Raw genomic sequence first — 23,344 nt, 5'->3', positions numbered from 1 at the left:
CACACCCGCCCGGAGCAGGGAGCCCCGCAGTGATCACCAGGACTTCGTCGTTGTTCCTTCGCACCTTGCGCGAGGATCCGGCGGACGCCGAGGTACCGAGCCACCGGCTCCTGGTACGCGCCGGCTACGTCCGCCGGGTCGCCCCGGGCGGGTACTCGTGGCTGCCGCTGGGCCTGCGCGTGCTGCGGCGCATCGAGAACGTCGTGCGCGACGAGATGAACAAGATCGGCGCCCAGGAGATCCAGTTCCCGGCGCTGCTGCCGAAGGAGCCCTACGAGGCCACCGGCCGCTGGACCGAGTACGGCGACAGCCTGTTCCGCCTCAAGGACCGCAAGGGCGCCGACTACCTCCTCGGGCCGACGCACGAGGAGCTCTTCACGCTCACGGTGAAGGGCGAGTACAGCTCGTACCGCGACTACCCGGTCACGCTGTACCAGATCCAGACCAAGTACCGCGACGAAGCGCGCCCCCGCGCCGGCATCCTGCGCGGCCGCGAGTTCGTCATGAAGGACTCCTACTCCTTCGACCTCGACGACGAGGGCCTGGAGCGCTCCTACCAGGCCCACCGCGACGCCTACACGAAGCTGTTCGACCGGCTCGGCCTCGAGTACGTCGTGGTGAAGGCGACGTCGGGCGCGATGGGCGGGTCGGCGTCCGAGGAGTTCCTCGCCGTCGCCGAGACGGGCGAAGACACCTACGTCCGCAGCACCGAGTCGGGCTACGCGGCGAACGTCGAAGCCGTGGTCACGCCCGCGCCGCCCGCGCAGCCGATCGAGGGCCGCCCCGAGGCGCAGGTGCACCACACGCCCAACACACCGACCATCGAGACGCTGGTCAACTTCCTCAACGACGCGAACCTGGGCCGCACGTTCACCGCGGCCGACACGCTGAAGAACGTCATGCTCAAGACGCGGCAGCCGGGCGCGAAGGAGTGGGAGCTGGTCTGCGTCGCGATCCCGGGCGACCGCGAAGTGGACATGAAGCGCCTCGAAGCGTCGCTGGAGCCCGCCGAGGTCGCGCTGCTGGACGAAGCCGACTTCGCGAAGAACCCGTTCCTGGTCAAGGGCTACATCGGCCCGAAGGCCCTGCAGGACAACGGCGTGCGCTACCTCGCCGACCCCCGGATCGTCCCCGGCACCGCCTGGGTCACCGGGGCCGACAAGGTCGACCACCACGTCGTCGACCTGCTGGCCGGCCGCGACTTCACCCCGGACGGCACCATCGAGGCCGCCGAGGTCCGCGAGGGCGACGCGTCGCCGGACGGCCAGGGCACCCTGGTCGCCGCGCGCGGCATCGAGATCGGCCACATCTTCCAGCTCGGCCGCAAGTACGCCGACGCGTTCGAGCTCGACGCGCTCGGCCCGGACTCGAAGCCGATCCGGATCACGATGGGGTCGTACGGCGTCGGCGTCTCGCGGCTGGTCGGCGTGCTCGCCGAGCAGAACCACGACGACCTCGGCCTGATCTGGCCGCGCGAGGTGTCGCCGTTCGACGTGCACATCGTCATCGCGGGCAAGGACGAGGCCGTCGCGGCCGGCGCCGAGAAGATCGCCGCCGAGCTGGACGCGGCCGGCATCGAGGTGATCCTCGACGACCGCAAGGCGACCCCCGGCGTCAAGTTCGCCGACGCCGAGCTGGTCGGCGTCCCGACCATCCTGGTGGTCGGGCGCGGCCTGGCCAACGGCGTCGTCGAGGTCAAGGACCGGCGGTCGGGCGAGCGCGAGGAGATCGCGGTCGAGGCCGTCGTCGAGCACCTGGTCAAACTCGTCCGTTCCTGATGGCCCGGCGCCCGGACGACCCGACGCCGGGATACGAGGACAACGCGGCGCTCCGCGGGTTCGGCGGCTACGAACCCGCGGACGCGCCGCGCGCACGGCCGAAGCGGATCCGCCCGGCCGCTAAGCCACTGAAGTGGCGCCGCGCGCCCTGGTTCGGGCTGGTGTTCATCGCGTTGATCGCGGGCGTGCTCAACGCGCTGGGCGTCGGCAAGCCGCGTCCGGCGGCGTCGTCGCCCTCCGCACCGCTGGTCGTGACGCCTTCGCCGCGCGTGACGGTGCCCGCCATCACGGACGGCTGGCTGTCGGTCGCGGCCCGGGACGGTTCGTACGCCTACGACGTCCCGCCGAACTGGGAACCGGCGCCGGCCACGCAGCACGGCTGGGACGAGCCGTCGATCCGGCTGATCACGAGCGCGTTCCTGGGCAGGGACTTCTGCGGCCGGGACACCCTCGGCGGCGCGGGCGTCACCACTGAACCCGTCGCCGATCCCGAGGCGGCGGCGCGCAAGGCCGCGACGGACCTGGCGACGGGCGCGTACGGCGGGACGTCCCAGCTGGGGCCGGCCACGGACGCCGAGTTCACGAAGGCGGACGGCACGAAGGCGCCGGCCCGGGTGGTGGTCGCCGAGGTGGCTCCGGCGGCCAAGGACGAGTGCGCGGCGAAGCACGCTCTGGTGGTGGCGATGGGGTTCGGGACCGGCTCGGGTGCCTCCGGCGTGGTGGTGGCGTACGCGGACGGCGATCGCTCGGGGCCGTCGATCCGCGAGGACCTCGTCAAGATCGTGGAGAGCTACCGGTTCGTCGCGGCGGCGGACCGCGGCACGACCACCCCGCCCCCGACCACCTACCGCTAACTTCGGGTCGGGGAGTATCCGCCGCCGATCTCGTCGTGGAGCTGACGGGACGACGCGACGAGAGTCTGGACGATCCCGTCGTCCCGTTCGCCGATTCCGGCCTTCATGAGCCGTTCCGCCAGTTCGTTCAGGTACTGAGCCGCTTGGACGACGTGCCCGAACGCGTTGCTCTCGGCATGGCCGGCGAACAGCCGCTCCCGGGCGGTGGCGGCGTTCGAGAGGATGGCTGAGATTTCGCCGGTGACCTGCTCGTGCACACCGGCAGGCAGGGGCAGTCGGCTGACTTGGCGCAGCAGGCGTTGGCAGACCTCCATGAGCCGGTCGAGGAGCTCGAAGTCGCGGGATTGACTGACCCGGACGCCACTGCCGGTGACCGCGAACGAGGCATTCGTTACTCGGTCCGCGGAAATCTGGACGAGTCGTGTACTCGCCTCGAAGGGCAAAAGCGGCGCTGCGTCCAGAGCATTCAGCGCCGGGCGGAAGCACGGGTGGATGTGAAACTCGTTTTCCTGCGGCTGCAGCGGGAGTTGTCCGGAGCCGGCGTACGAGACGCCGGCTTCGCGGAGCACCCCGAGAAATCCGACGCGATAAAGAACCTCCACGACGCCATCGGCGGTAAGGATGGGAACGGCACCGTGACCAGGTACTCCTTGGCCAGGTCGAGGAGCTTCCACTGGGAGAACTGCAAGGTTGCGCCCCGCACGTCCGCCTTGGTGATCCGATCCGCGTTGCGGGCGTTGGCCGCGTCCCGGCAGAGGTTGAGGAACTGGATGGCGTCGCGCGGGCGGGGGAGAGTACGGGAGAACAGGTACTGCGCGGCCGGCTCGCCGTTCACCCACTCCGGGAACACTTCGCTCCAGAGTTGCCAGGAGGAAAGGGGCCTCCCGAGAGATGCCCGAGCCCGCAGCAGCGCCACTTCTTCCAGCTTCTCCGGCGTCCACTCCAAGCGCAGTTCGTCGCTGTGGAACTTGTCCGCGTCGTCGAACTGGAGAGCGTCGTAGATGTCCGAGCGCACGAAAAGCACGCACCGCACCGCTCCGCCGTAGGCCTGGTTCACGCGCTTGCTCGCCAGCAGCAGCCCGATCACCAAGTCGTCGCTTTCGCGGTCACTCGACCACACCTGTTCCAGCTGGTCGACCAAGATCGGCAGCGGAGCGTGACTCGCGCAGCCGAGCGCCTGGAAGCCCCGTGCGACACCGGCTTCGAGCACTTCGAGCTGTTTGGCGGCGCGAGCACCCTCGGTGCCACCGCTCTTGTGGTCAACGCTCGCCTTGACGCCGAAAGCCTCGAGGGACAGGGAGGCCTGCAGGCCGTGACCGCCGCGGAGGATCCGGTCGTAGAAGCTGACGTCGGCAAGCTCGCCGCTCTTCTTCAGGAATTGGCGCAGCGCCCGGACCGGCTTCGAGAGCCGGCGGCGGTGCCCGGTCCGCGCGTGGGTTGTGAGATGGCGCGCCGCCTGGACCGCGAAGACGTATCGCCAGATCAGCGACTTCGCCGTCGCGCCGGTGAGCCCTTGGAGCTCGAACCGGCGGAGTTCGTCACCCGCCGTTTCGTCCGGCGTGATCAGGCCGGTGTCGCCGTTCGCCGTCAACCGCATGCAGATGGCGCTCTTCCCGGTGCCTTTGCGTCCGATGACCAGGCCGTCGGCGAAGTCGTGCTCGGCGTCGTCGCGGCCGAAGTGCAGCCTTCCGACGGTTCCCTCGGGCACGTCTCCTCCTCCGGTCCGGCGTCCCAGCGTACTTGCCGCTACCGCGCGACGCCCGGATTCGGCAGGCTGTGGTCCATGACCGGTGATGCGGACAGACGGCTGGACCGGATCCGGACCGGCGCGTTCGCCGTGCTGGCCGTCGGCGGGTTCCTGCTGCTCTTCGGGCCCCTGCTGGCGAAAGCCTGGATCTGGCTCGTCGAACCGCGGAATCCGGACTGGTGGGCCGCCGGTGGGCAGTGGGTCGGCGGCCTCGGCACGATCGGCGCGGTCGTCGTCGCATTGTGGATCGCCATCCGGGACAACCGGCAGGCGCGTGCGGACCGGGTCAAACGCGATCAGCGGGAGCGCCAGGAGCAGGCCGCGAAGGTCACCGCGTGGATCGAGACCACCGAGGGCGGCGGTGTCGACATGATCGTCTCCAACGCGAACGCCGAAGCCGTCAACCACGTCGTCGTCTCGTTCGACCTCGTGCGGCACCTGCCGATGACCGGCTCCACCCTGCACCGCGGGCCGGTCATCGAAGACGACGAGTACCTCTACGCCATCCTGCCGCCCGGGAAGTGGCGGATGCCGATCCGCGATGGGTGGCAGCGCCCGGACATGACGCCCGGGGTCATGCTCGCCTTCACCGATTCGCGCAACGGCCACTGGCTCCGGCTGACCGACGGACGGCTGATCGAGAAGGACCAGAACGTCGTCAGCCGCCGGAAGATCCGGTTCCCGCAGCGGATCAGCGTGCCCGAGAGCTACTGACCAGCTTCGCCAGCTCCCGCAGCCGTACGTCCGGCAGGTACGCCCGGCCGAGCGCCAGCCCGATCCGCGGCAGGTCGGCCACATCGCGGTAAGCCAAGTACAGCGGCACGCGACGCGGCTGGAACTTCGCCTTGAACGCGTGCAGCGACCGGAAACCGTAGTACGGCTCCATGACCCGGCCCAGCGACTCCAGCGCCCGGTCCAGCGGGCACGCCGGAGAAGCGCTGCGCGCCAAGGGCGCCCCCGACAGCGACACGAACCGCGCCCCCTCCGCGCGGAACGCCACGCACGCCGACGCGATCAGGAACTCCATCACCGGCCGGAAACCGTGGGCGCTGCGGCGCATCACGTCCAGCGTCCAGCCGCCGACCTGGCCCGCGCCCGTGTACACCGGCAGCCACGACGTCACGCCGTGGACCGTGCCCTCGGCGTCCACCGCCAGGCCGACCCGCGTCGCCGGGTCCATCGCCTCGTCGAGCCCGCCGAGGGTGAAGCCCATCTCCGGCATGCGCTTGCCCGACATCCACTCCTCCGAGAGCGCGCGGACCTGGGCGAGGATCGGCTCGGGCTGGTCGGCCAGGCGGACCAGCCGGAACTCGATGTCCTGCTTGGCGGCCTTGTTCAGCGCCGACCGGACGTCCTGCCACGCCTTGCCGCGGAACTCCAGGCCCTCCAGGTCGAGCACGTTGTCCTCGGCGACCTGGACGTGCTGCCAGCCCAGCTCGCGCGTCGCCGCGACCGTCTCCTCCGTCGCGGAGAACACGCACGGCACCAGGCCGGTGTTCTCGCACATCACGGCGAATTCGGTGACGGTGGCGGCCGCCGTGCCGTCCGGCGCGATGGGGTCGCCGAGGGCGACGGCGACGCCCGCGTGCTTGCGGTAGGCCAGGTAGGACCGGCCGTCCTCGCGGACGAAGTACGTGTTGCGCGGCCAGGTCGTCATCCACGACAGCGTGCTGCCGCCGTGCCGGTCGAGCAGCGTCCGCGCCAGCGCCGGCCCGGGACCCTGGGCGTGCCGCCGCAGCCGTCGCCGGGACGGGACGCGGAAGGCGTGCTGCGCGGCGACCAGGACACCCAGCTCGACCGTCCACAAGAGATTGTCCACGAAGAACAGCGGCAGGCCGGTGGTGTCGTAGTCCGACCCGAAGATCTCGGCCAGCCCGTAGACCGTGGCCGCGGCGAGCCCCTGCAGGGTGACGAAGACCGACAGCGCGACCGCCCAGCGCCACGCGACGCGGCCGCCCTTGCGCAGCCCGTTGAGCATCGGCACCACGACCAGCACGAGCACCGCCAGCTCCGGCGCCGACAGGGAAACCCCTTCGTCGGACCCGAACGGGCCGTCGCCGGGCACCAGGAACATGACGACCTCGGCGATGGTGAGCAGCAGCAGGCCGGCGACCGTCAGCAGCCGCCACTCCCGCGGGTTCGGCCCCGCCGACGGCACCCGGCGGGAGCCGACGAGCCGGTTGCCGAGCGGGATCGCCAGCAGCAGCGCGAAGAAGTGGACGAGGTCGGCGAGCGTGCCGACGTAGACGATCGCGACCCCGGCGTACACGCAGAGCCCGGCCCGCAGCCGCAGCGCCCACGGCGGCCGCAGCGTCGCGCTGGCGACCGCGACCGCGGCGAGCGCGCCGCCGGAGAACCCGACGTCGAGGCTGCCCGCCATGCGCTCGGCCCACAGCCAGCCGGAGTTGCGGCTCAGCGCGAGGAACTGCGTCGCGACGAGCACCGAGACGAACTGGCCGCCGATGGTCACGGCCATCGCGCGCCGCGTGCCCAGCTGCCACTCGGCGAAGCCGGCGAAGAGCGCGAAGCTGCCGACCATCGGGAGGTAGAACCACGGGATGACGGCGAAGAACGCGCCGGTGAGCATGGTCCACCAGCGGCCGGCCTCCAGCGACGGCAGCCCGTAGGCGATGAACGGGTAGGCCGCGCGGTCTTCGGCGGCGTTCCACAACGCCCCGGTCGCGACGGCCAGCACGAGCATGGCGAGCACGACGGTGCTCGTGAACGGCAGGCGCTGCCTGAGCACCGCGACCGTGCCGCGGATGCGTCCCCCTCCGGCGGGCACGGCCGCCGACGCTGCTTCAGTCATGCCCGACAGCATGGCGAGTGCCGGCCCCTACCCACATCAGGCATACGAAGGAGTTTGACCCTTAAGGGGTCGTCCTTTCGAATGAGGGTTGACACCCCCTGAAGGACGACTTTCAGCCGAACACGGCGGCTTTCACGGCGTCGGTGTCGGCCAGGTCGGGCAGCACGGTGTGCGCGCCGGCGGCCCGCAGTTCCTCCGCCGTGTAGTGCCCGGTCGCGACCGCGATCGAAACCGCGCCGTGGTGCAGCGCGGCTTCAACGTCGTTCGGGGTGTCGCCGATGACGACCACCGCGCCGGCGGCGAACTCCGTGCCGTGCTTGGCCGCGGCGAGCGCCACCGCGTGCGGCACGAGGTCCGGCCGGTGCGCCGACAGCGTGCCGTAGCCGCCGATGTCGAGGTCGAGGTGCTCGTGCAGGCCGAACGCGGCGAGTTTGTGCCGCGAGATCTCCGGCAGGTTGCCGGTGACGAGCGACTGGACGACGCTGTCGTGCCCGGCGAACGCCTTCAGCGCTTCGGCGGCGCCTGGCAGCGCGCGGCCGGACGTCGGCAAGTGTTCGACGGCGCGTTCGGACTCCGCGATCAGCGCCAGCCAGAGCGCCTGGAGCAGCTCCTCGGTCGGCTCGATGCCGTGCGCGGTGAGCAGGTCGGTGCTGATCGCGCGTTCGGTGCGGCCGCCGAAGTCGGGGTAGGAGACCAGCTCGGTCCCGGTCGTCGCGGCGAGCGCCGCCGCGTACCAGGCGGAGCCGAGGCCGGTGAAGTCCACCAGCGTGTGGTCGATGTCCCAGAGCACCAGCCGTGTCTTCGTCACGCTGCCGAGGCTACCGGTGACGCTATTCAACACGCGTTGACTTTCGCGGGACGTGGTCGTACCTTGGCTACTAATTCAACAAGCGACGAATAACTGGAGCCGGCATGACTCGTCTCGCATCCCTCGCCGCCCTGGCCGGCGCGCTGGTCGCCGTGGTGCTGGGGTTCCTCACCTTCGGCGCGCAGGCCACGGCCGCGCCCGACGGCGTCCCGGTCGCGGTGGCCGGCCCGCCGGATCTCGCGCAGCGCATCGCCGCGCACGGCGGCGGCCAGCTCGCCTGGACCGTCACGACCCCCGCCGAGGCCCGGCGGTTGCTGGAGGACAAGAAGGTCTACGGCGTGCTCGAACTGGGCTCACCCGCGACCGTGGTGACGTCGGGGGCGGTCAACCCGGCCGGCGCGCAGGTCGCGCAGCAGGCGCTCACCGCCGGGGCGGCCGCGCTGGGCGGCCCGCCGAAGCAGGAGGTGCTGCACCCGGCGAGTGCCGCCGGCCGGACCGCGCCGCTGGCGGCGTCCGCGCTGGCGTGGATCGGCGCGCTGGTCGCGGGCCTGGCGCTGACGCAGCTGGCCAAGCGCACCGGCCGCACGGTCGGCGCCGGCGCCCGGCTCCTGCAGGTCGTCGGTGCCGGCGTGCTGGTGACGGCGGCCGTGGCCGGGTTCTTCGCGCTCTGGGACTCCGCGCTGCCGCTCGACGCCGGTGTCCTCGGGTTCGTCTTCCTCGCCGCGACGGCGTTCGCGGCGCTGCAGGCGGGTCTGCTGCGCCTGCTGGGCCTGCGCGCGATGGCCGTCCTCGGCCCGCTGTACCTGGTCGCGCCCGCGGTCGCCGGGCAGGTGCCCGAGCTGCTGAACCCGGCCTACCGCACGCTGCTGTGGTCGTGGACGCCGTTCCGCTTCTCGGCCGAGGGCCTGCGCAGCCTGCTGCAGGGCGTGCCGGACGCGCCCGACGTGACGACCGGGCTGTGGGTGCTCGGCGCCCTGCTCGCCGCGGGCCTGCTGGTGGTGCTGTGGCCGTCAGCCCGCGAGCAGGCTGAACCGCACCTTGCGGACCGGGTTGTCGAGGTTGGTGTCCACTAGGCAGATCGACTGCCAGGTGCCCAGCGCGAGGACGCCGCCGAGCACCGGGATGGTCGCGTAGGGCGGCACCAGCGCGGGAAGCACGTGGTCACGGCCGTGACCGGGGCTCCCGTGCCGGTGCCGCCAGCGGCCGTCGCGGGGGAGCAGCTCGTCGAGCGCGGCCAGCAGGTCGTCGTCGCTGCCGGCGCCGGTCTCGAGGATCGCCAGGCCGGCGGTGGCGTGCGGGACCCAGACGTGCAGCAGGCCGTCCGCCGCGTCGGCGTCGCGCAGGAACTCCTCGGCCTCGTGGGTGAGGTCGTGGACGACGGCTTCGGAGCCGGTGCGGACCTCGATCTCGGTGGAGTACATGGGTTCCAGCCTAGGCTCAGGTCTCCAGGTAGCGCAGCACCGCGAGCACCCGGCGATTGTCCCCTTCGGACGGTGGCAGGCCGAGCTTGCCGAAGATCGACGTCACGTACTTCTCGACGGACCCGGCCGAGAGGAACAGTTTCGCGGCGATCGCGGAGTTCGACCGGCCCTCCGCCATCAGGCCCAGTACTTCGCGTTCCCGCGGGGTCAGGCCGCTGAGCGCGTCGGTCTGGCGGGTCGCCGAGAACAGCTGGCTGACGACCTCGGGGTCGAGGACCGTCTCGCCGTCGGCGACCCGGCGCAGCGCGTCGAGGAAGTCCGAGACCTCGGCGACGCGGTCCTTGAGCAGGTAGCCGACGCCGCCCGCGCGGTCGGCCAGCAGCTGGGCGGCGTACTGCGTCTCGACGTACTGGGAGAACAGCAGGATCGCGCGGCCCGGGGACTCGCGGCGCAGCGCGATCGCGGCCCGCAGGCCCTCGTCGGTGTGCGCCGGCGGCATCCGGATGTCCACAATGGACACGTCGGGGGTGTGCTCCGCGACGGCCGCCCGCAGCGCGTCGGCGTCCTTCACCGCGGCGACGACCTCGTGGCCGCGGAAGGTCAGCAGCTCGACGAGACCCTGGCGCAGGATGGTGGAGTCCTCCGCGATGACGATCCGCATGCCGCCGACCCTAGCGGGGCAGCGGGACCCGCGCGGTCACTTCGGTCGGACCGCCCGGCGGGCTCGTGAAGGCCAGTTCGCCGTCGACGGTCCGCAGCCGTTCGGCGACCCCGGCCAGCCCGCCGCCCGGGAGGAGCCGGGCGCCGCCGGGGCCGTGGTCGCGGACCCGCAGCCAGAGGACGTCCCGCTCCTCGGTGACCTCGACGTGGGTGGCCCCACCGTGTTTCGCGGCGTTCGTGAGCAGTTCGGCGGCACTGAAGTAGACGATGGTCTCGAGCGACGGCGGCGGGCGGTGCGGCAGGACGACGGTGACCCGCGCGTCCATGCCGGAGGACGCGACGAGGGTGGCGAGGGCGACGTCGAGCCCCGCGTCGAGGGCGGCGGGGTGGATGCCGCGGGCGAGGTCGCGCAGCTCGGTCAGCGCCTGCTTGGCGTTGGCGTGGGCTGCGGTGACCAGCTGTTTCACCTGCGGGAGGTCGACATCTTCGAGTTCGTCCTTGGCCAGCCCGAGTTTCATCGCGAGGGCGACGAGCTGGGCCTGGGCGCCGTCGTGCAGGTCGCGCTCGATGCGCCGCAGCCGCAGGGCGGCGTCTTCGACCGCGGTGGCCCGGCTGGCTTCCAGGTCGCGGACGCGTTCGGACAGTTCCCGCGTCCCGAGCAGGCCGACGACCAGCAACCGGTCGAGCGAGGCGAAGGCGTGCGTGACCCAAGGGAGGGCGACGAGCACCAGGAGCCCGGACGCGGACCAGGCGAGCGCGCCGGGCCAGTGTTCGGCGCGGATGCCGAACGTCGGCAGTTCACGTTCGCCCAGCGGGAACCAGAAGAGGCCGAAGGTGCCGGCGGCGAGGCCGTAGAGGGTCGCGCTGGTGACGGTCAACAGCCCGGCGAAGGCGAGGGGAAGGCGCAGGAGGAGGTACCCGGCGGCGCGCCACCCGGCCCCATCGCCGACGCGCGCCTTCACCCAGCTCCACAGCCCGGGCTTGAGTTCGGGGCGCCCGGGAGCGGGCACGCTGACGCCGAGCAGGGCCTTCGCGAGCCGGCGGTGGGCGGCGCCGAGCCCGCGGGCGTAGAAGACGGCCCCGGCGAGGACGAGGAACCCGAGCAGGACGGGGGTCAGCCACAGGCCGAGAGCGAGGACGGCGAGGAAGGTGAAGAGTGAGAACGCGGTGAGCGGGCCGGCGAGGCACAGCCAGAGGTATTCGGCCCAGAAGTCCCGCGCGGCGACGGGGCCCAGGATGCGGCGGAGCGGGTGGGGGCTGGTCACGGGTTCAGTTTCGCGCGGGGGCGCGGGCGGGCCCATCCGGTTTTCCCCCGAGTGAGGCCGGGGAGGCCCCCGTTTCAGCAGGGACGCTCGTTTCAGCAGGGACGCTCTCGTGCGGCAGGGGCCCGGCCGCGGGGGCGCCCCCGTCTTCCACGCTACCGGCGGGCACCGACAGTTCCGGACCGCCGCCGGCCGCGTCGGACGAGTCATCCACAACCCCCGGGAGGGTGTGGATGCCTCGTCCCAGGCGCCGCTAAGGGGTCTCGGGGTCGTCCTCCCGGGCCCGCTGCGCCGCTTCGCGCATCTCGATCACGTCCGTGAGCCAGTCGCCGGTTTCCCTGGCGATGTCGCGGATCGCGCCCGTGATGATCGACGCTATGTTGCCGACGTGCGTCGCCGCTGATTCGGTGATCACCTGCAGGGTGTCCTTCTCCCGCTCGAACTGACCCACCATGTCACCCTCACGCTGCTCGGAGCTGCCGGTCGGGTTCCACGGTAGCCGGGGACTCCGACGTGGGCAGGGCCAGCTTCACGATCTTCTTCGCCACCGACCAGAGCTGCTTGCGCAGCGGGCCCGTGTGGTACGGCAGCCCGTACTTCTCGCAGATCGCGCGCACCTCGCCGGCGATCTGCGGGTACCGGCGCGCCGGGATGTCCGGGAACAGGTGGTGCTCGATCTGGTGGGACAGGTTGCCGCTCATGATGTGGAAGAGCGGGCCGCCCGAGATGTTCGCCGAGCCGAGGATCTGGCGGAGGTACCACTGGCCCCTCGACTCCGAAGCCGTCTCCTCCTCGGTGAAGCTCTCGACGTCCGCCGGGAAGTGGCCGCAGAAGATGATCGCGAACGCCCACAGGTTGCGGGTCAGGTTCGCCGTCGCGTTGCCGAGGAACGTCAGCGGCGCCAGCGGGCCGGTCAGCAGCGGGAACAGGACGTAGTCCTTGCCGATCTGCCGCGACGCCTTCCGCACGATCTTCTTCAGGATCGGCACGTTGTCGGCCCACGACCGCTCGCCCTTGACGACGTTTTCGACCTCGAGGTCGTGCAGCATCACGCCCCACTGGAAGAACAGCGCCAGCAGCGTCGCGTACACCGGGTTGCCCAGGTAGTACGGGTGCCACTTCTGGGCGGTGTCCATCCGCAGGATGCCGTAGCCGACGTCGCGGTCCTTGTCGACGATGTTGGTGTACGTGTGGTGGATGTAGTTGTGCGAGTGCCGCCAGTTCTCGGCGGGCGCCACCGTGTCCCATTCGAAGCGCTGCGAGCTCAGCGCCGGGTCGCGCGTCCAGTCGTACTGGCCGTGCATGACGTTGTGGCCGATCTCCATGTTGTCCAGGATCTTGGCCACCGACAGCGCGCCGACGCCGGCGAGCCACGCGGGCGGGAAGAACCCGGCGAACAGCAGCGCCCGGCCGGCGACCTCCAGGCCGCGCTGGGTCTTGATGATGGTGTGGATGTAGTCGACGTCCTCCTGGCCCAGGTCGTCGACGATCCGCTGGCGCAGCGCGTCGAGTTCGCGGCCGAACTCCTCGACCTGTTCCGGGGTCAGGCGGTCCTGCAAGCCGGTCATGGCGATCTCCTCTAGGCGTCGATCTCGACGTCCCCGACGGGGACGGAGATGCAGAGCTGGATTTCTTCGTCTTCGTCGCCGGACACCTCGCCGGTGCGGGCGTTGCGGACGCGCCCGGCGGTCTTGAGTTGGGTGCAGGAGAAGCAGATGCCCATCCGGCAGCCGTGCTCCGGCGACAGGCCCGCGTCCTCGGCCTGCTCCAGCAACGGCTTCCCCGAGTTGGCGCACTCCCGCCCGCTGCGCTTGAAGCGCACCTGCCCCTCCGCGGCGGACGTGTCGAAGGTCAACGCCGGCGGCGTGAACTCTTCGGTGTGCACGCGTTCACCCAACTCCTCGCGGACGGCGTCCATCAGCGGCTTCGGGCCGCAGACGAACGCCTCCGCGTCGCGGTACCAGGGCGCGACCCGCGCGAGGTGCTCCGGCGTGAAGAGGCCGTTCAGGTCGCCGCCCTTCGAGTGCGTGTAGGCGTGCACGACCCGCAGCCCGGGGTGCCGGGCGGCGAGCTCGGCCAGCTCGGTGCGGTACAGCGCGTCGGCGGGCCCGTTCGAGTACTGCACGAACACGATCTCGCCGGCGTGGCCCTCGGCCACCAGGGTGCGCGCCATCGCGAGCACCGGCGTGATGCCGCTGCCGCCCGCGATCAGCAGCACGCGGTCCGGCCGGGCGGCGGGCAGCGTGAACCCACCGTCCGGAGTGGACAGGCCGAGCACCGAGCCGACGCCGATCGCGCGGTTCAGGTGGCCGGAGACCAGGCCCTGCTCCTTGACCGTGAACTCCAGTTCGCCGTCGTACTGCGAACCACACGGCGAATAGCAGCGCGTGCGCCGGACGCCGTCGATCTCCACCTGCACGCGGACGTACTGCCCGGCGGTGAAGCCGGGCCACGCGCGGCTGGGCTTGACGGTGAGGGTGACGGTGTCCGGCGTCTGCTTCCGCACCGCCGTGACCAGCCCGCGGATCTCGCGGCGCACCAGCATCGGGTCGACGAGCTCCAGGTAGCGATCCATCCCGTGCGGCGTCAGCAGCGCCTCGGCCAGCGAGGCGAGGCTGCGCACCCGCCGGGGGATGAGCGCCGTCATCTGTCCTCCTCGATTACAGTGAACGACTGTACACTGAATAGTGCACTGCACGAGTGGAGCACCTGTCAACGCGAGACCCCGAGGATGTGACGTGAGCAACGCGGTGGACATCCGTAGGCTGGAGGCCGTGTCCGAGGAGCCGGTCAGCCGTCAAGAGCGCAAGCAGCGCACGCGCCAGGCGTTGCTGGACACCGCCCTCGACCTGCTGGCCGACCGCCCGTTCGCCACGCTCTCCCTGCGCGAGGTCGCGAAGGGCGCCGGCATCGTCCCGACGGCCTTCTACCGGCACTTCGCCTCGATGGAGGAACTCGGCGTCGCCCTCGTCGAAGAAGCGACGCGCACGCTGCGCGGCATGATGCGCTCGGCGCGCACCGACCCGGACACCTACCAGGGGATGATCAGCGCCTCGGTGGCCACGGTGCACCAATTCGTCCGCGCGCACGAGGACCATTTCCGGTTCCTGACGCGCGAGCGCTACGGCGGCGGCCCGCTCGCCCGCTCCATCGCGGTGGAACTGCGGATGTTCTCCGGCGACCTCGCGATCGACCTCGCGCGGTTCGCGCCGCTGCGCGCGTGGAGCACCGAAGACCTGCACATGCTGGCCGACTTGATCGTTTCCGCGATGATCACGACGACCGTCGAACTGCTGGAAGCCCGCCCAGGTGAGGACACGAAAATCACCGGAACGGCGGAAAAACGGCTGCGGTTGATCCTGCTCGGGATCCCGCACTGGAAATCGGCCTGAACGTTTTCCGCACGACACCCGTATTTCCCGGCACAACCCCCCGACTTGCGACCCAGGTCACTGGGGACTGTCGGTCCGGCGTGGTACAACCCTCGGATCGTGCCTCGCCGATGAGGAGGTCGTGTGGCGGACAGCGAACAGCATCAGCAGCTCACCGTGGGTGTGGTGGCCGAGTCACGCCCCGGGGAGCGCCGGGTGGCCATGGTGCCCAAACTGGTCGGGAGGCTCGCGCAGCGCGGGTTGCGCGTCCTGGTCGAACCGGGTGCCGGGTCCGGTGCGCACCTCAGTGACGACGCGTACACCCAAGCGGGCGCCGAGCTCGGTGACGCCTGGGGCGCGTCGATCGTCGTGAAGGTCAACCCGCCGAACCCGGACGAGGTCGCCAAGCTGAGCCGGGGATCCGTGCTCATCGGCTTCCTCGACCCGCGCGGCAACCCGGACGGGCTCGCGAAGCTCGAAGAAGCGGGCCTGCGCGCGTTCGCGATGGAGGCCGTCCCGCGGATCTCCCGGGCGCAGGCGATGGACGCGCTGTCGTCGCAGGCCAGCATCGGCGGCTACCGCGCCGTGCTGCTCGCGGCGCAGAAGCTCCCGCGCTTCTTCCCGATGCTCACCACCGCGGCGGGCACCGTCCCGCCGGCCAAGGTGCTGGTGCTCGGCGCCGGCGTCGCCGGCCTGCAGGCGCTGGCGACGGCGAAGCGGCTCGGCGCCCAGACGACGGGCTACGACGTGCGGCCCGAGGTCGCCGAGCAGGTCAAGTCGCTCGGCGCGCAGTTCCTCGACCTCGGCATCGAGGCGGTCGGCGAAGGCGGGTACGCCCGCGAGCTGACGCCGGAGGAGCGCGAGGAGCAGCAGCGCCGGCTCACCGAGGCGATCACGAAGTTCGACGTCGTGATCACCACGGCGCTGGTGCCGGGCCGCAAGGCCCCGACGCTGGTCACCGCGGACGCCGTCAAGGGCATGCCCGCCGGGTCGGTCGTGGTCGACCTCGCCGGCGAGACCGGCGGCAACTGCGAGCTGACCAAGCCGGGGGAGGACGTCGTGGAGCACGACGTCACCATTTCGTCCCCGCTGAACCTGCCCGCCGAAATGCCTTCGCACGCCAGCGAGCTGTACGCGCGCAACGTCACCGAGCTGCTGGAGCTGCTCGTGACGAAGGAAGGCGCGCTGGAGCTGAACTTCGAAGACGAGATCGTCGCCGGTGCCTGCGTGGCCGGGCGCGAAGGGAGCCCGTCGTGAGTCCCCTGGTGCAGAACCTCGCGGTGCTCGTGCTCGCCGGGTTCGTCGGCTTCGCCGTCATCTCGAAGGTGCCCAACACGCTGCACACGCCGCTGATGTCGGGCACCAACGCCATCCACGGCATCGTGCTGCTCGGCGGGCTCGTCGTGCTCGGCCTCGGCGTCGACGGCGCCTTCAACAAGATCCTGCTGGTGATCGCGATCGCCTTCGGCACGATCAACGTCGTCGGCGGGTTCCTGGTCACCGACCGGATGCTGTCGATGTTCAAGGGCAAGAAACCCGCTCCGGCCGATGAGGAGGAGACGAAGTGACCGACTTCATCGCGATCCTCTACATCATCGCGTTCGCCCTCTTCATCTACGGCCTGATGGGCCTCACCGGCCCGCGCACCGCCGTCCGCGGCAACTGGATCGCCGCGGCCGGCATGGGCATCGCTGTCATCGCCACCCTGCTCACGCCCGGGATGGGCAACTGGGTGCTGATCGCGCTCGGTGTCGGGATCGGCGTGGTCGTCGGCGTGCCGTCGGCGCGCAAGGTCAAGATGACCGCGATGCCGCAGATGGTGGCCCTGTTCAACGGCGTCGGCGGCGGCGCGGTCGCGCTCATCGCGTGGGTCGAGTTCAACTCCACCGACGGCTACGCGCACGAACCGGCGTACATCGCGATCGCGTCGCTGTTCGCCGCGATCATCGGGTCGATCTCGTTCTGGGGCTCGAACGTCGCCTTCGGCAAACTCCAGGAGCTGATCAGCGGCCGCCCGATCACCCTCGGCAAGCTCCAGCAGCCGGTCAACCTGCTGCTCCTGGCGATCGCGGTCGTCTGCGCGGTGCTCATCATCGCCGGCGGCGACAACGAGCTGCTGATCATCGGCCTGCTCGTCGCGGCGGGCGTCCTCGGCCTCACCGTCGTGCTGCCGATCGGCGGCGCGGACATGCCGGTGGTGATTTCGCTGCTCAACGCGTTCACCGGGCTGTCGGCCGCGGCGATGGGCCTGGCGCTGGACAACACGGCGCTGATCGTCGCGGGCATGATCGTCGGTGCGTCCGGCTCGATCCTGACGAACCTGATGGCCAAGGCGATGAACCGGTCCATCCCGGCGATCGTCGCGGGCGGCTTCGGCGGCGGCCCGGCGGTCGCGGCCGGCGGGGGCGCCAAGGAGGCGCGCCCGGTGCGCTCGACCAGCGCGGCCGACACCGCCATCCAGATGGCGTACGCCAGCAAGGTCGTCGTCGTGCCGGGGTACGGCATGGCCGTCGCGCAGGCGCAGCACACCGTCCGCGAGATGGCGAAGCTGCTGGAGAAGAAGGGCATCACGGTCGCGTACGCGATCCACCCGGTCGCCGGCCGGATGCCCGGGCACATGAACGTGCTGCTCGCCGAGGCCGACGTGCCGTACGAGCAGCTCAAGGAGATGGACGAGATCAACTCCGAGTTCGCCCAGACCGACGTCGCGCTCGTGATCGGCGCGAACGACGTCACCAACCCGGCGGCGCAGACCGACCCGAGCTCGCCGATCTACGGGATGCCGATCCTCAAGGTCAACGAGAGCCGGTCCGTGATCGTCTTGAAACGCGGGATGGCCTCCGGCTTCGCGGGCATCGACAACGACCTGTTCTACGATCCGAAGACCAGCATGCTCTTCGGGGACGCCAAGTCGTCGGTGGGCGAGATCGTGGAGGAACTCAAGGCGCTATGACGACCGGGTCGGATGTGCGTGCCGCGTTCACCGACCCCGCCGAGAACCTCGCGTTCGACGAAGCGCTCCTCCGGGTTGCGCCCGAGTCACCGGTGCTGTGGCTCTGGCGCAACCCGGTCTGCGTCGTGGTGGGGCGCGGGCAGCGGATCGCGCGCGAGGTGCGGGTCGCGGAGTGCGAGCGCGACGGCGTCCCGGTGCTGCGGCGCGCCAGCGGCGGCGGCACCGTGTTCCACGACCCGGGCAACCTGAACGTCACGCTGGTCCTGCCGGGGCCCACCGACCGGCCCCTGGAGACGCTCGGCAAGGTGATGAGCGCCGCCGTCGACCAGCTCGGGCTGGTGCCGCGGATCGGCGACCGCGGCCTGTTCGTCGAGGACGCGAAGCTGTGCGGCTTCGCCGTGTTCCGGACCAAGGGCGGGCTGCTGGCCCACTCGACGCTGCTGGTCGAGACGGCGGCGGCGCTGGTCGGCCGCTACCTGACGAGCGCGCCGCCGGACCCGCGGCCGCTCGACTCCCACCGCAGCCCGGTGGCGTCGCTGGCCGAGCACGGGCTGCGGCCCGGGTTCCCGGCGGTCGAGGCGGCGGTGCGGGCGGCGGCGTCGCAGATCCTCGGGACGCTGGTGCCGCGCCCGCCGTCCGCGGCCGAACTGGCTCGGCAGCGGGCGTTGCTGCACACCCGGTACCGGTACCCGTCGTGGCACGCGGACGGCGCACAGCGCGCGGCCTGACGTCCGTCTACTGTGGACTACTCCGAGGCCGAGAACGTGACGCCGGGCACCTTGCGCGCCGTCGCCCGCGTGGTCTTCTTCGGCTCCGCCGCCTTGCGCGTGCGCGTCGTCTTCGCCGGCTCGGCCTTCGCCTTGGTGCTCTTCGCGGCGGCCTTCGGCTCGGCCTTGGCGGTCACCTTCTTCGGCGACGCCTTCGCCCGGGGCAGCTTCGCGCCCGGCACGATCCGCGGCCGGCGCTTGCGGCCGCCCGTGCGGCGCCCGGCGTCGGCGTAGCGCTGCAGCAGCCCGCGCAGCGCGTCGGCGTTGGCGAAGGAGAGGTCGATGTCGTAGTCGATGCCGTCCAGGCCGAACCCGACGGTCTCCGCCGCGGGCTCGCCGGTCAGATCATCCAGCACCTGCACAGCCGTGTTCCTGGCCACGACAAACCTCCCGTGCTCCGAACGTGGGTGTTTCGCGCGCACCGGAGCCGACGGCACCCCGGGCCGCCGATACCTTGCAGCTTCCCGACGAGGATAACCGCTGGCTTGCGCGAACTCGCGCGGTGGTGTGCGCTGATGCCATGTCCGGACAGACTTTTGACGTAGTGGTGATCGGCGCGGGCCCGGTGGGGGAGGTGGCCGCCGAACGAGCGGCGCGAGGAGGCCTGAAGGTCGCGCTCGTCGAGCACGAGCTCTTCGGCGGCGAGTGCTCCTACTGGGCCTGCATCCCGAGCAAGGCGTTGCTGCGGCCGGGAAACCTCCTGGCAGCGGCGAAACGGATCCCCGGCGTCCCGATCGGCGACCGGCTCGACCCCGCGGCGGTGTTCGCGCGCCGGGACTGGTTCACCGGCAAGGGCGACGACGCGGGGCAGGTCGAGTGGGCGCGCGGCGCCGGCATCGAGCCGATCCGCGGACACGGCGTGCTCACCGGTGAGCGGGAGGTCACCCTCGACGGCGACCGCGTGCTGACCGCACGGCACGCGGTGATCGTGTGCACCGGCAGCGTGCCGAGCAAGCCGTCGATCCCGGGGCTCGACACGATCCGGCCGTGGGGTTCGCGGGAGGCGACGTCGGCGGAGTCGGTGCCGCGGCGCCTCGGCGTCCTCGGCGGCGGGGTGGTCGGCGTCGAGATGGCGCAGGCGTTCGCGACGCTCGGCTCGGAGGTCCACCTGGTGATCACCGGCGAGCAGCCGCTGCCGCGCAACGCCGCGTTCGCCGGCGACCTCGTCCTGCACGGGCTGCGCGAGGCCGGCGTGTACGTGCACACGGAGTCGGGCATCGAGCGCGTCGCCACCGGTTCCGGTGGTACCGAGCTGACGTTGAAGGACGGCGAGACGGTCGTCGTCGACGAGCTGCTGCTGGCGACGGGCCGCCGTCCCGCGACGGCCGGGCTCGGCCTGGAGGCGTTCGGCGTCGAGGCGGGGCGCGCGCTGGAGGTCGACGACACCGGCCGGGTGTCCGCAGTGGACGGTGGCTGGCTGTTCGCGGCGGGCGACGTCACCGGCCGCGCGCCGCTGACCCACCAGGGCAAGTACGGCGCCCGCGCGGCGGGCGACACGGTGGCGGCACTGGCCGCGGGGACGTTCTCCTCGGCGGCGCCCTGGAGCAAGTACACCGCGACGGCCGACCACCACGCGGTGCCGCAGGTGGTGTTCACCGACCCGGAGGTGGCGGCCGTCGGCCTCGCGGACGCGCGGCCGGGGTCTGCCGACCGGGTCGTCGACATCGACATCGCGGTGGCGGGTTCGTCGCTGCACGCGGACGGCTACACGGGCAAGGCGCGGATCGTCGTCGACACCGAGCGGAACGTCCTGCTCGGCGTGACGTTCGTCGGCCAGGACGTCTCGGAGCTGCTGCACTCGGCGACGATCGCGATCGTCGGGGAGGTGCCGCTGGACCGGCTGTGGCACGCGGTGCCGTCGTTCCCGACGATCAGCGAGGTGTGGCTGCGGCTGCTGGAGGCGTACGGGCTCTGAGGGTCACTGGGCGGGCAGGTCGAGCGCGGCCTGCACGGCCCGGGTGAGGCCGGGATCGTCCGAAGTGGACGGTCCCGGCACCCAGACGGCCTGCACGAGCCGCACGGACGTGCCGTCGGCCTTGGAGGCGTAGGCGGCGTTCTCGAAGCGGGGCACGGGGGTGGCGCCCCACTTGCCGGTCTCGGTGGCGAGATCGAGCACGCCGCCCCCGCCGGGGGTGTCGGCAACGGCCTTGAAGGCGGCGGCCTGTGCGGCATCGGGAAACTCGACGATCCCGATGGTGACGGCGGCGGCCCGCCCATCGACAACGGCGGCGTAGGACGCGCGCCGGACGCCGGAGCAGCTGGTCTGCTGCAGGCTGGCCTGGGCGTCGCCGAAGGCGTGCGAGGCACAGCGCTGGTCATGATCGGCGGCACGCAGGGAGAACTGCAGGCTCCGCACGGGAGGGGCACTGGACGACGGCGGCGGTGGCGGCTGGGTCGCGGGGGTGGGCGGCCCGGTCGGCGCCGAGGCGGTGTCATCACCCGAGGTGGCGACGGCAAGGGCGGCGACGACCAGTGCGACGAGGAGCGCGATCGCGGCCAGGGGGATCCAGCGGACGGTCTTCGAGGCGGGGGTGGTTTCGCGGGGTGTCGGGCGCGGGGTGGGGAAGGGGGGTGGTGAGTCCGCTGGGGGCTGTGGTCGGGTGGTTTGTGGGGTCGGCTGCGCCGCCGACGGGGTGGGGTGTGCGGCCGACGGGTTGGGCTGTGAGGCCAGTGGTGTGGGCCGCGGCGGCTCGGTGTGGTTGGGCTGGTTCGGCTCGGTCGCGGTGGTTCGCGGCGGCTCGGTGAGGTTGGGCGCGGTTGCCCCGGTTGTGGTTGTGAGGTTCTCGGTTCGCTCGGTGTCCGCGGCGAGAGCACCCCGTTGGGCGGAATCAGCCGGCCGCGAGGGCATGGCAGCGCCGGGGAACAACGGGAGAGCCGGGGTCGCCGGCGCGGAGAGTTTCTCGGTGCGCTCGGGGTCTGCCGGCGACGGAAGCTTTTCGGTGCGCTCGGAGTCCTCGAGCCGGGGGGAAGCTTCGGCGGGGGAGCTTGGTTCGGTCGAATCCGCAGTGGAGGAAGTCGATTCGGCAGGGGTTGCGGCGGCAGACTCTTCGGCAGGTGAGGTCGGCTCGGTCGAGCCCGCGGTGGATGAGGTCGGCTCGGCGGGTGCCGCGGTAACCGGCTCTTCGACCGGGGCAGCCGGCTCGTCGGCGGCCGCCGACGGCGGCTCTTCGGCCAGGGAAGTCGGCTCCGCCGAGCTTGAAGTCGAAGGGGCCGATGGGTCAGCTGCCGAACCCGAACCCGAACCCGAACCCGAACCCGAACCCGAACCCGAACACGAGGCCGGGCTGGCACTCGCCGCAGCCGAGCCCGCCGTGTCGGCCGCAGCCGCAGCCGCAGCCGCAGCCGAGCCCGCCGTGTCGGCCGCAGCCGCAGCCGAGCCCGCCGCGTCGGCCGCAGCCGCAGCCGCAGCCGTGGCCACCGGTGCCGCTCCCGTCACCACCGCCGCGGCCGCCTGGGTGGGGACCGCCGGGCCACTGTCCCAAAGGGACTCCGGTGGCGAATCGTCCGTGAACCTGCTGAATCCCTCGCCCAGCAGCACCTCGTCCGAAAACTCCGGCGCCTCCGGGGCCAGTCCCCGGATCAGCGCCCGCACCTGGTCCACCGAACGGGGCCGGTGGGCCGTCGCCAAGGAAACCGTTGCCGCCAGCATCGTCGTCGGCGTCGGGTGCAGTACCCGGACCGGGCCCGCCAGGTCCGTGGCCGGCTGGTCGACCGTCTCCACGTACGGTCCTACCGCGACGATCGTCCCCACCGGGCCCGTTCCCGGGACCAGCGAAGCGATCCGCTGCTCGCACGCCTGGGAGATGTCCAACGCCTCGGTGGCCGGGTTGATCGCGTCGTCGTCGGCGACCAGGGGCCAGCCGTCCGCCTTCCACGGGGCTCCGAGCGGTGCCTCCAGCCGGAGGGCCGGGTCCGGGAGGTCCACGCCGATCACGATGATCACCCCGTGGGGGAGCAGGACCACCGCCTCGATCGGGCGCTCGGTCACCGAGCCGACGCCCACCAGCGCGATCCCGCCGATCACGGTGCTTCCACGACCGAGGGACGCCAGCGCCGCCCGGACGTCGTCGGCCACCCGGGACTGCTGCCGCTCCAGGCGCACCAGTCGCACCGAAACCCCTCCCTGCTCGTCGTTCCGGGTCATCACGCTAGCGCGCCCGGCCGAATCCCCGGCGCGACACGGGGACGACGCGGCCGGGTGCCCTCCGAAAGTGGTGCCCCGGGTGACTTGTGGTGTTCATGTGGCCAAACAGCACGGTTGGGGTGCAGAATGTGCTACAACGCATCGGAGGCGGCATTCGGGAGCCGCACTGAGGCCGCGCTGCAGCTCGAAGTAGGGCGTAGGGGAAGACGTCCCTCGTCGAGCAACAAGCGGAGGTAGCAGTGAGCACCCGTGGCAGCACCCGAGGTGTGGTGTACGTCCACTCGTCGCCGTCTGCGGTGTGTCCGCACGTCGAGTGGGCCATTTCGGGCACCCTGGGTGCCCGCGTTGACCTGAAGTGGACGGCGCAGCCGGCCAGTCCGGGTCAGCTTCGCGCCGAGTGCGGCTGGCGCGCGCCCGCGGGCACCGGTGCCAAACTGGCGGCGGCGCTCAAGGCGTGGCCGATGATTCGGTTCGAGGTGACCGAAGAGCCCAGCGCGGGCGTCGACGGCGAACGGTTCTGCTTCGCGCCCGGCCTCGGCCTGTGGCACGGGCGGACGAGCGCCAACGGCGACATCGTGGTGGGCGAAGACCAGCTGCGCGCCCTCGTCGCCATGACCCGCGGGGGTGAGACCCTCGCGCACAAGCTCGACGAGCTCCTCGCGGCTAGCTGGGACGAGGCGCTCGAGCCCTACCGCCACGCCGGCGACGGCGCCCCGGTGACCTGGCTGCACCAGGTCGGTTAGCGGCGGGACGGGGGCCGGTACGCTCGT

Annotated in this window: 23 protein-coding genes; 11 read left to right on the top strand and 12 right to left on the bottom strand. The window is 71.6% G+C overall.

Translation table 11 applies throughout. From position 1 onward, the window contains the following. Positions 1–29 precede the first annotated feature (29 nt). Together AB0J40_RS09980 and AB0J40_RS09975 are read left to right on the top strand one after the other, a co-directional pair. Positions 30–1,778, top strand: a complete 1,749-nt coding sequence (locus AB0J40_RS09980) for a proline--tRNA ligase (protein ID WP_364450180.1) — start codon at positions 30–32, stop codon at positions 1,776–1,778. Continuing rightward, a complete protein-coding gene (locus tag AB0J40_RS09975; RefSeq protein WP_364450178.1) occupies positions 1,778–2,632 on the top strand; it encodes a hypothetical protein in 855 nt (284 codons plus the stop codon). The genes AB0J40_RS09980 and AB0J40_RS09975 overlap by 1 nt, the downstream gene beginning before the upstream one ends. Here AB0J40_RS09975 and AB0J40_RS09970 read toward each other — a convergent pair. Continuing rightward, the gene (locus AB0J40_RS09970; protein WP_364450177.1) at positions 2,629–3,075 is read right to left on the bottom strand and encodes a hypothetical protein; all 447 of its coding nucleotides are present in this window, start codon (positions 3,073–3,075) and stop codon (positions 2,629–2,631) included. The two genes, AB0J40_RS09975 and AB0J40_RS09970, sit on opposite strands and share 4 nt — an antisense overlap. Before the next feature lie 23 nt (positions 3,076–3,098). Then, positions 3,099–4,223 (bottom strand): hypothetical protein, encoded by a 1,125-nt coding sequence (locus tag AB0J40_RS09965; RefSeq protein WP_364450174.1) that lies wholly within the window; start codon positions 4,221–4,223, stop codon positions 3,099–3,101. A 192-nt stretch (positions 4,224–4,415) separates the two neighbouring features. Here AB0J40_RS09965 and AB0J40_RS09960 point away from each other — a divergent pair, with 192 nt between their 5' ends. Continuing rightward, positions 4,416–5,093 carry a hypothetical protein gene (locus AB0J40_RS09960; protein WP_364450172.1) on the top strand — a complete coding sequence of 226 codons (678 nt, stop codon included), beginning with the start codon at positions 4,416–4,418 and terminating at the stop codon, positions 5,091–5,093. On the opposite strand, the gene AB0J40_RS09955 is transcribed toward AB0J40_RS09960, so the two are convergent. Next, positions 5,071–7,188, bottom strand: coding sequence for a DUF2156 domain-containing protein (locus AB0J40_RS09955; protein ID WP_364450169.1), 2,118 nt, complete (start codon positions 7,186–7,188; stop codon positions 5,071–5,073). The genes AB0J40_RS09960 and AB0J40_RS09955 overlap by 23 nt on opposite strands. A 112-nt stretch (positions 7,189–7,300) precedes the next feature. After that, a complete protein-coding gene (locus AB0J40_RS09950; RefSeq protein ID WP_364450167.1) occupies positions 7,301–7,996 on the bottom strand; it encodes a haloacid dehalogenase-like hydrolase in 696 nt (231 codons plus the stop codon). Positions 7,997–8,100: 104 nt separating this feature from the next. On the opposite strand from AB0J40_RS09950, the gene AB0J40_RS09945 reads away from it, so the two are divergent. Beyond that, positions 8,101–9,069: an ABC transporter permease gene (locus AB0J40_RS09945; protein ID WP_364450165.1), complete on the top strand. Its 969-nt coding sequence runs from the start codon at positions 8,101–8,103 to the stop codon at positions 9,067–9,069. On the opposite strand, the gene AB0J40_RS09940 is transcribed toward AB0J40_RS09945, so the two are convergent. The 6 genes from AB0J40_RS09940 to AB0J40_RS09915 all read right to left on the bottom strand — a co-directional run bounded on the left by AB0J40_RS09940 (position 9,007) and on the right by AB0J40_RS09915 (position 13,986). After that, positions 9,007–9,417: a secondary thiamine-phosphate synthase enzyme YjbQ gene (locus tag AB0J40_RS09940; RefSeq protein ID WP_364450162.1), complete on the bottom strand. Its 411-nt coding sequence runs from the start codon at positions 9,415–9,417 to the stop codon at positions 9,007–9,009. The two genes, AB0J40_RS09945 and AB0J40_RS09940, sit on opposite strands and share 63 nt — an antisense overlap. 16 nt (positions 9,418–9,433) lie before the next feature. Beyond that, positions 9,434–10,078, bottom strand: a complete 645-nt coding sequence (locus AB0J40_RS09935; RefSeq protein WP_364450159.1) for a response regulator transcription factor — start codon at positions 10,076–10,078, stop codon at positions 9,434–9,436. A 10-nt stretch (positions 10,079–10,088) separates the two neighbouring features. Then, positions 10,089–11,378 (bottom strand): sensor domain-containing protein, encoded by a 1,290-nt coding sequence (locus tag AB0J40_RS09930; protein WP_364450157.1) that lies wholly within the window; start codon positions 11,376–11,378, stop codon positions 10,089–10,091. A gap of 214 nt (positions 11,379–11,592) precedes the next feature. Further along, positions 11,593–11,793 (bottom strand): hypothetical protein, encoded by a 201-nt coding sequence (locus AB0J40_RS09925; protein WP_364450154.1) that lies wholly within the window; start codon positions 11,791–11,793, stop codon positions 11,593–11,595. A gap of 7 nt (positions 11,794–11,800) precedes the next feature. Further along, the gene (locus AB0J40_RS09920) at positions 11,801–12,907 is read right to left on the bottom strand and encodes an acyl-CoA desaturase (protein ID WP_364450151.1); all 1,107 of its coding nucleotides are present in this window, start codon (positions 12,905–12,907) and stop codon (positions 11,801–11,803) included. An 11-nt stretch (positions 12,908–12,918) separates the two neighbouring features. Next, a complete protein-coding gene (locus tag AB0J40_RS09915) occupies positions 12,919–13,986 on the bottom strand; it encodes an FAD-binding oxidoreductase (RefSeq protein WP_364450150.1) in 1,068 nt (355 codons plus the stop codon). 91 nt (positions 13,987–14,077) lie between these two features. Between AB0J40_RS09915 and AB0J40_RS09910 the strand changes: the two genes are divergently transcribed. The 5 genes from AB0J40_RS09910 (at position 14,078) to AB0J40_RS09890 (ending at position 18,391) form a co-directional block, all read left to right on the top strand. After that, on the top strand, positions 14,078–14,731 hold the full coding sequence (locus tag AB0J40_RS09910; RefSeq protein WP_364450147.1) for a TetR family transcriptional regulator: 654 nt from the start codon (positions 14,078–14,080) through the stop codon (positions 14,729–14,731). A gap of 123 nt (positions 14,732–14,854) precedes the next feature. Further along, positions 14,855–15,967, top strand: coding sequence for a Re/Si-specific NAD(P)(+) transhydrogenase subunit alpha (locus AB0J40_RS09905; RefSeq protein WP_364450145.1), 1,113 nt, complete (start codon positions 14,855–14,857; stop codon positions 15,965–15,967). Between the two features lie 5 nt (positions 15,968–15,972). Further along, the gene (locus AB0J40_RS09900; RefSeq protein WP_364451340.1) at positions 15,973–16,278 is read left to right on the top strand and encodes an NAD(P) transhydrogenase subunit alpha; all 306 of its coding nucleotides are present in this window, start codon (positions 15,973–15,975) and stop codon (positions 16,276–16,278) included. Next, on the top strand, positions 16,275–17,663 hold the full coding sequence (locus tag AB0J40_RS09895) for an NAD(P)(+) transhydrogenase (Re/Si-specific) subunit beta (RefSeq protein ID WP_364450142.1): 1,389 nt from the start codon (positions 16,275–16,277) through the stop codon (positions 17,661–17,663). The genes AB0J40_RS09900 and AB0J40_RS09895 overlap by 4 nt, the downstream gene beginning before the upstream one ends. Further along, a complete protein-coding gene (locus tag AB0J40_RS09890) occupies positions 17,660–18,391 on the top strand; it encodes a lipoate--protein ligase family protein (RefSeq protein ID WP_364450141.1) in 732 nt (243 codons plus the stop codon). The genes AB0J40_RS09895 and AB0J40_RS09890 overlap by 4 nt, the downstream gene beginning before the upstream one ends. A gap of 17 nt (positions 18,392–18,408) precedes the next feature. On the opposite strand, the gene AB0J40_RS09885 is transcribed toward AB0J40_RS09890, so the two are convergent. Further along, positions 18,409–18,810, bottom strand: coding sequence for a histone-like nucleoid-structuring protein Lsr2 (locus AB0J40_RS09885; protein ID WP_364450138.1), 402 nt, complete (start codon positions 18,808–18,810; stop codon positions 18,409–18,411). A 140-nt stretch (positions 18,811–18,950) separates the two neighbouring features. On the opposite strand from AB0J40_RS09885, the gene AB0J40_RS09880 reads away from it, so the two are divergent. Next, a complete protein-coding gene (locus AB0J40_RS09880; RefSeq protein WP_364450135.1) occupies positions 18,951–20,345 on the top strand; it encodes an NAD(P)/FAD-dependent oxidoreductase in 1,395 nt (464 codons plus the stop codon). Between the two features lie 3 nt (positions 20,346–20,348). On the opposite strand, the gene AB0J40_RS09875 is transcribed toward AB0J40_RS09880, so the two are convergent. Beyond that, complete coding sequence (locus AB0J40_RS09875) at positions 20,349–22,541, bottom strand: hypothetical protein (RefSeq protein WP_364450133.1); 2,193 nt, start codon at positions 22,539–22,541, stop codon at positions 20,349–20,351. Between the two features lie 272 nt (positions 22,542–22,813). Here AB0J40_RS09875 and AB0J40_RS09870 point away from each other — a divergent pair, with 272 nt between their 5' ends. Continuing rightward, a complete protein-coding gene (locus AB0J40_RS09870) occupies positions 22,814–23,317 on the top strand; it encodes a DUF3145 domain-containing protein (protein ID WP_364450131.1) in 504 nt (167 codons plus the stop codon). Positions 23,318–23,344 lie beyond the last annotated feature (27 nt).

Origin of the sequence: Amycolatopsis sp. NPDC049691, from assembly GCF_040675005.1 — a bacterium.
Lineage (GTDB): Bacteria > Actinomycetota > Actinomycetes > Mycobacteriales > Pseudonocardiaceae > Amycolatopsis.
This window is presented reverse-complemented; position numbering and strand designations above follow the sequence as displayed.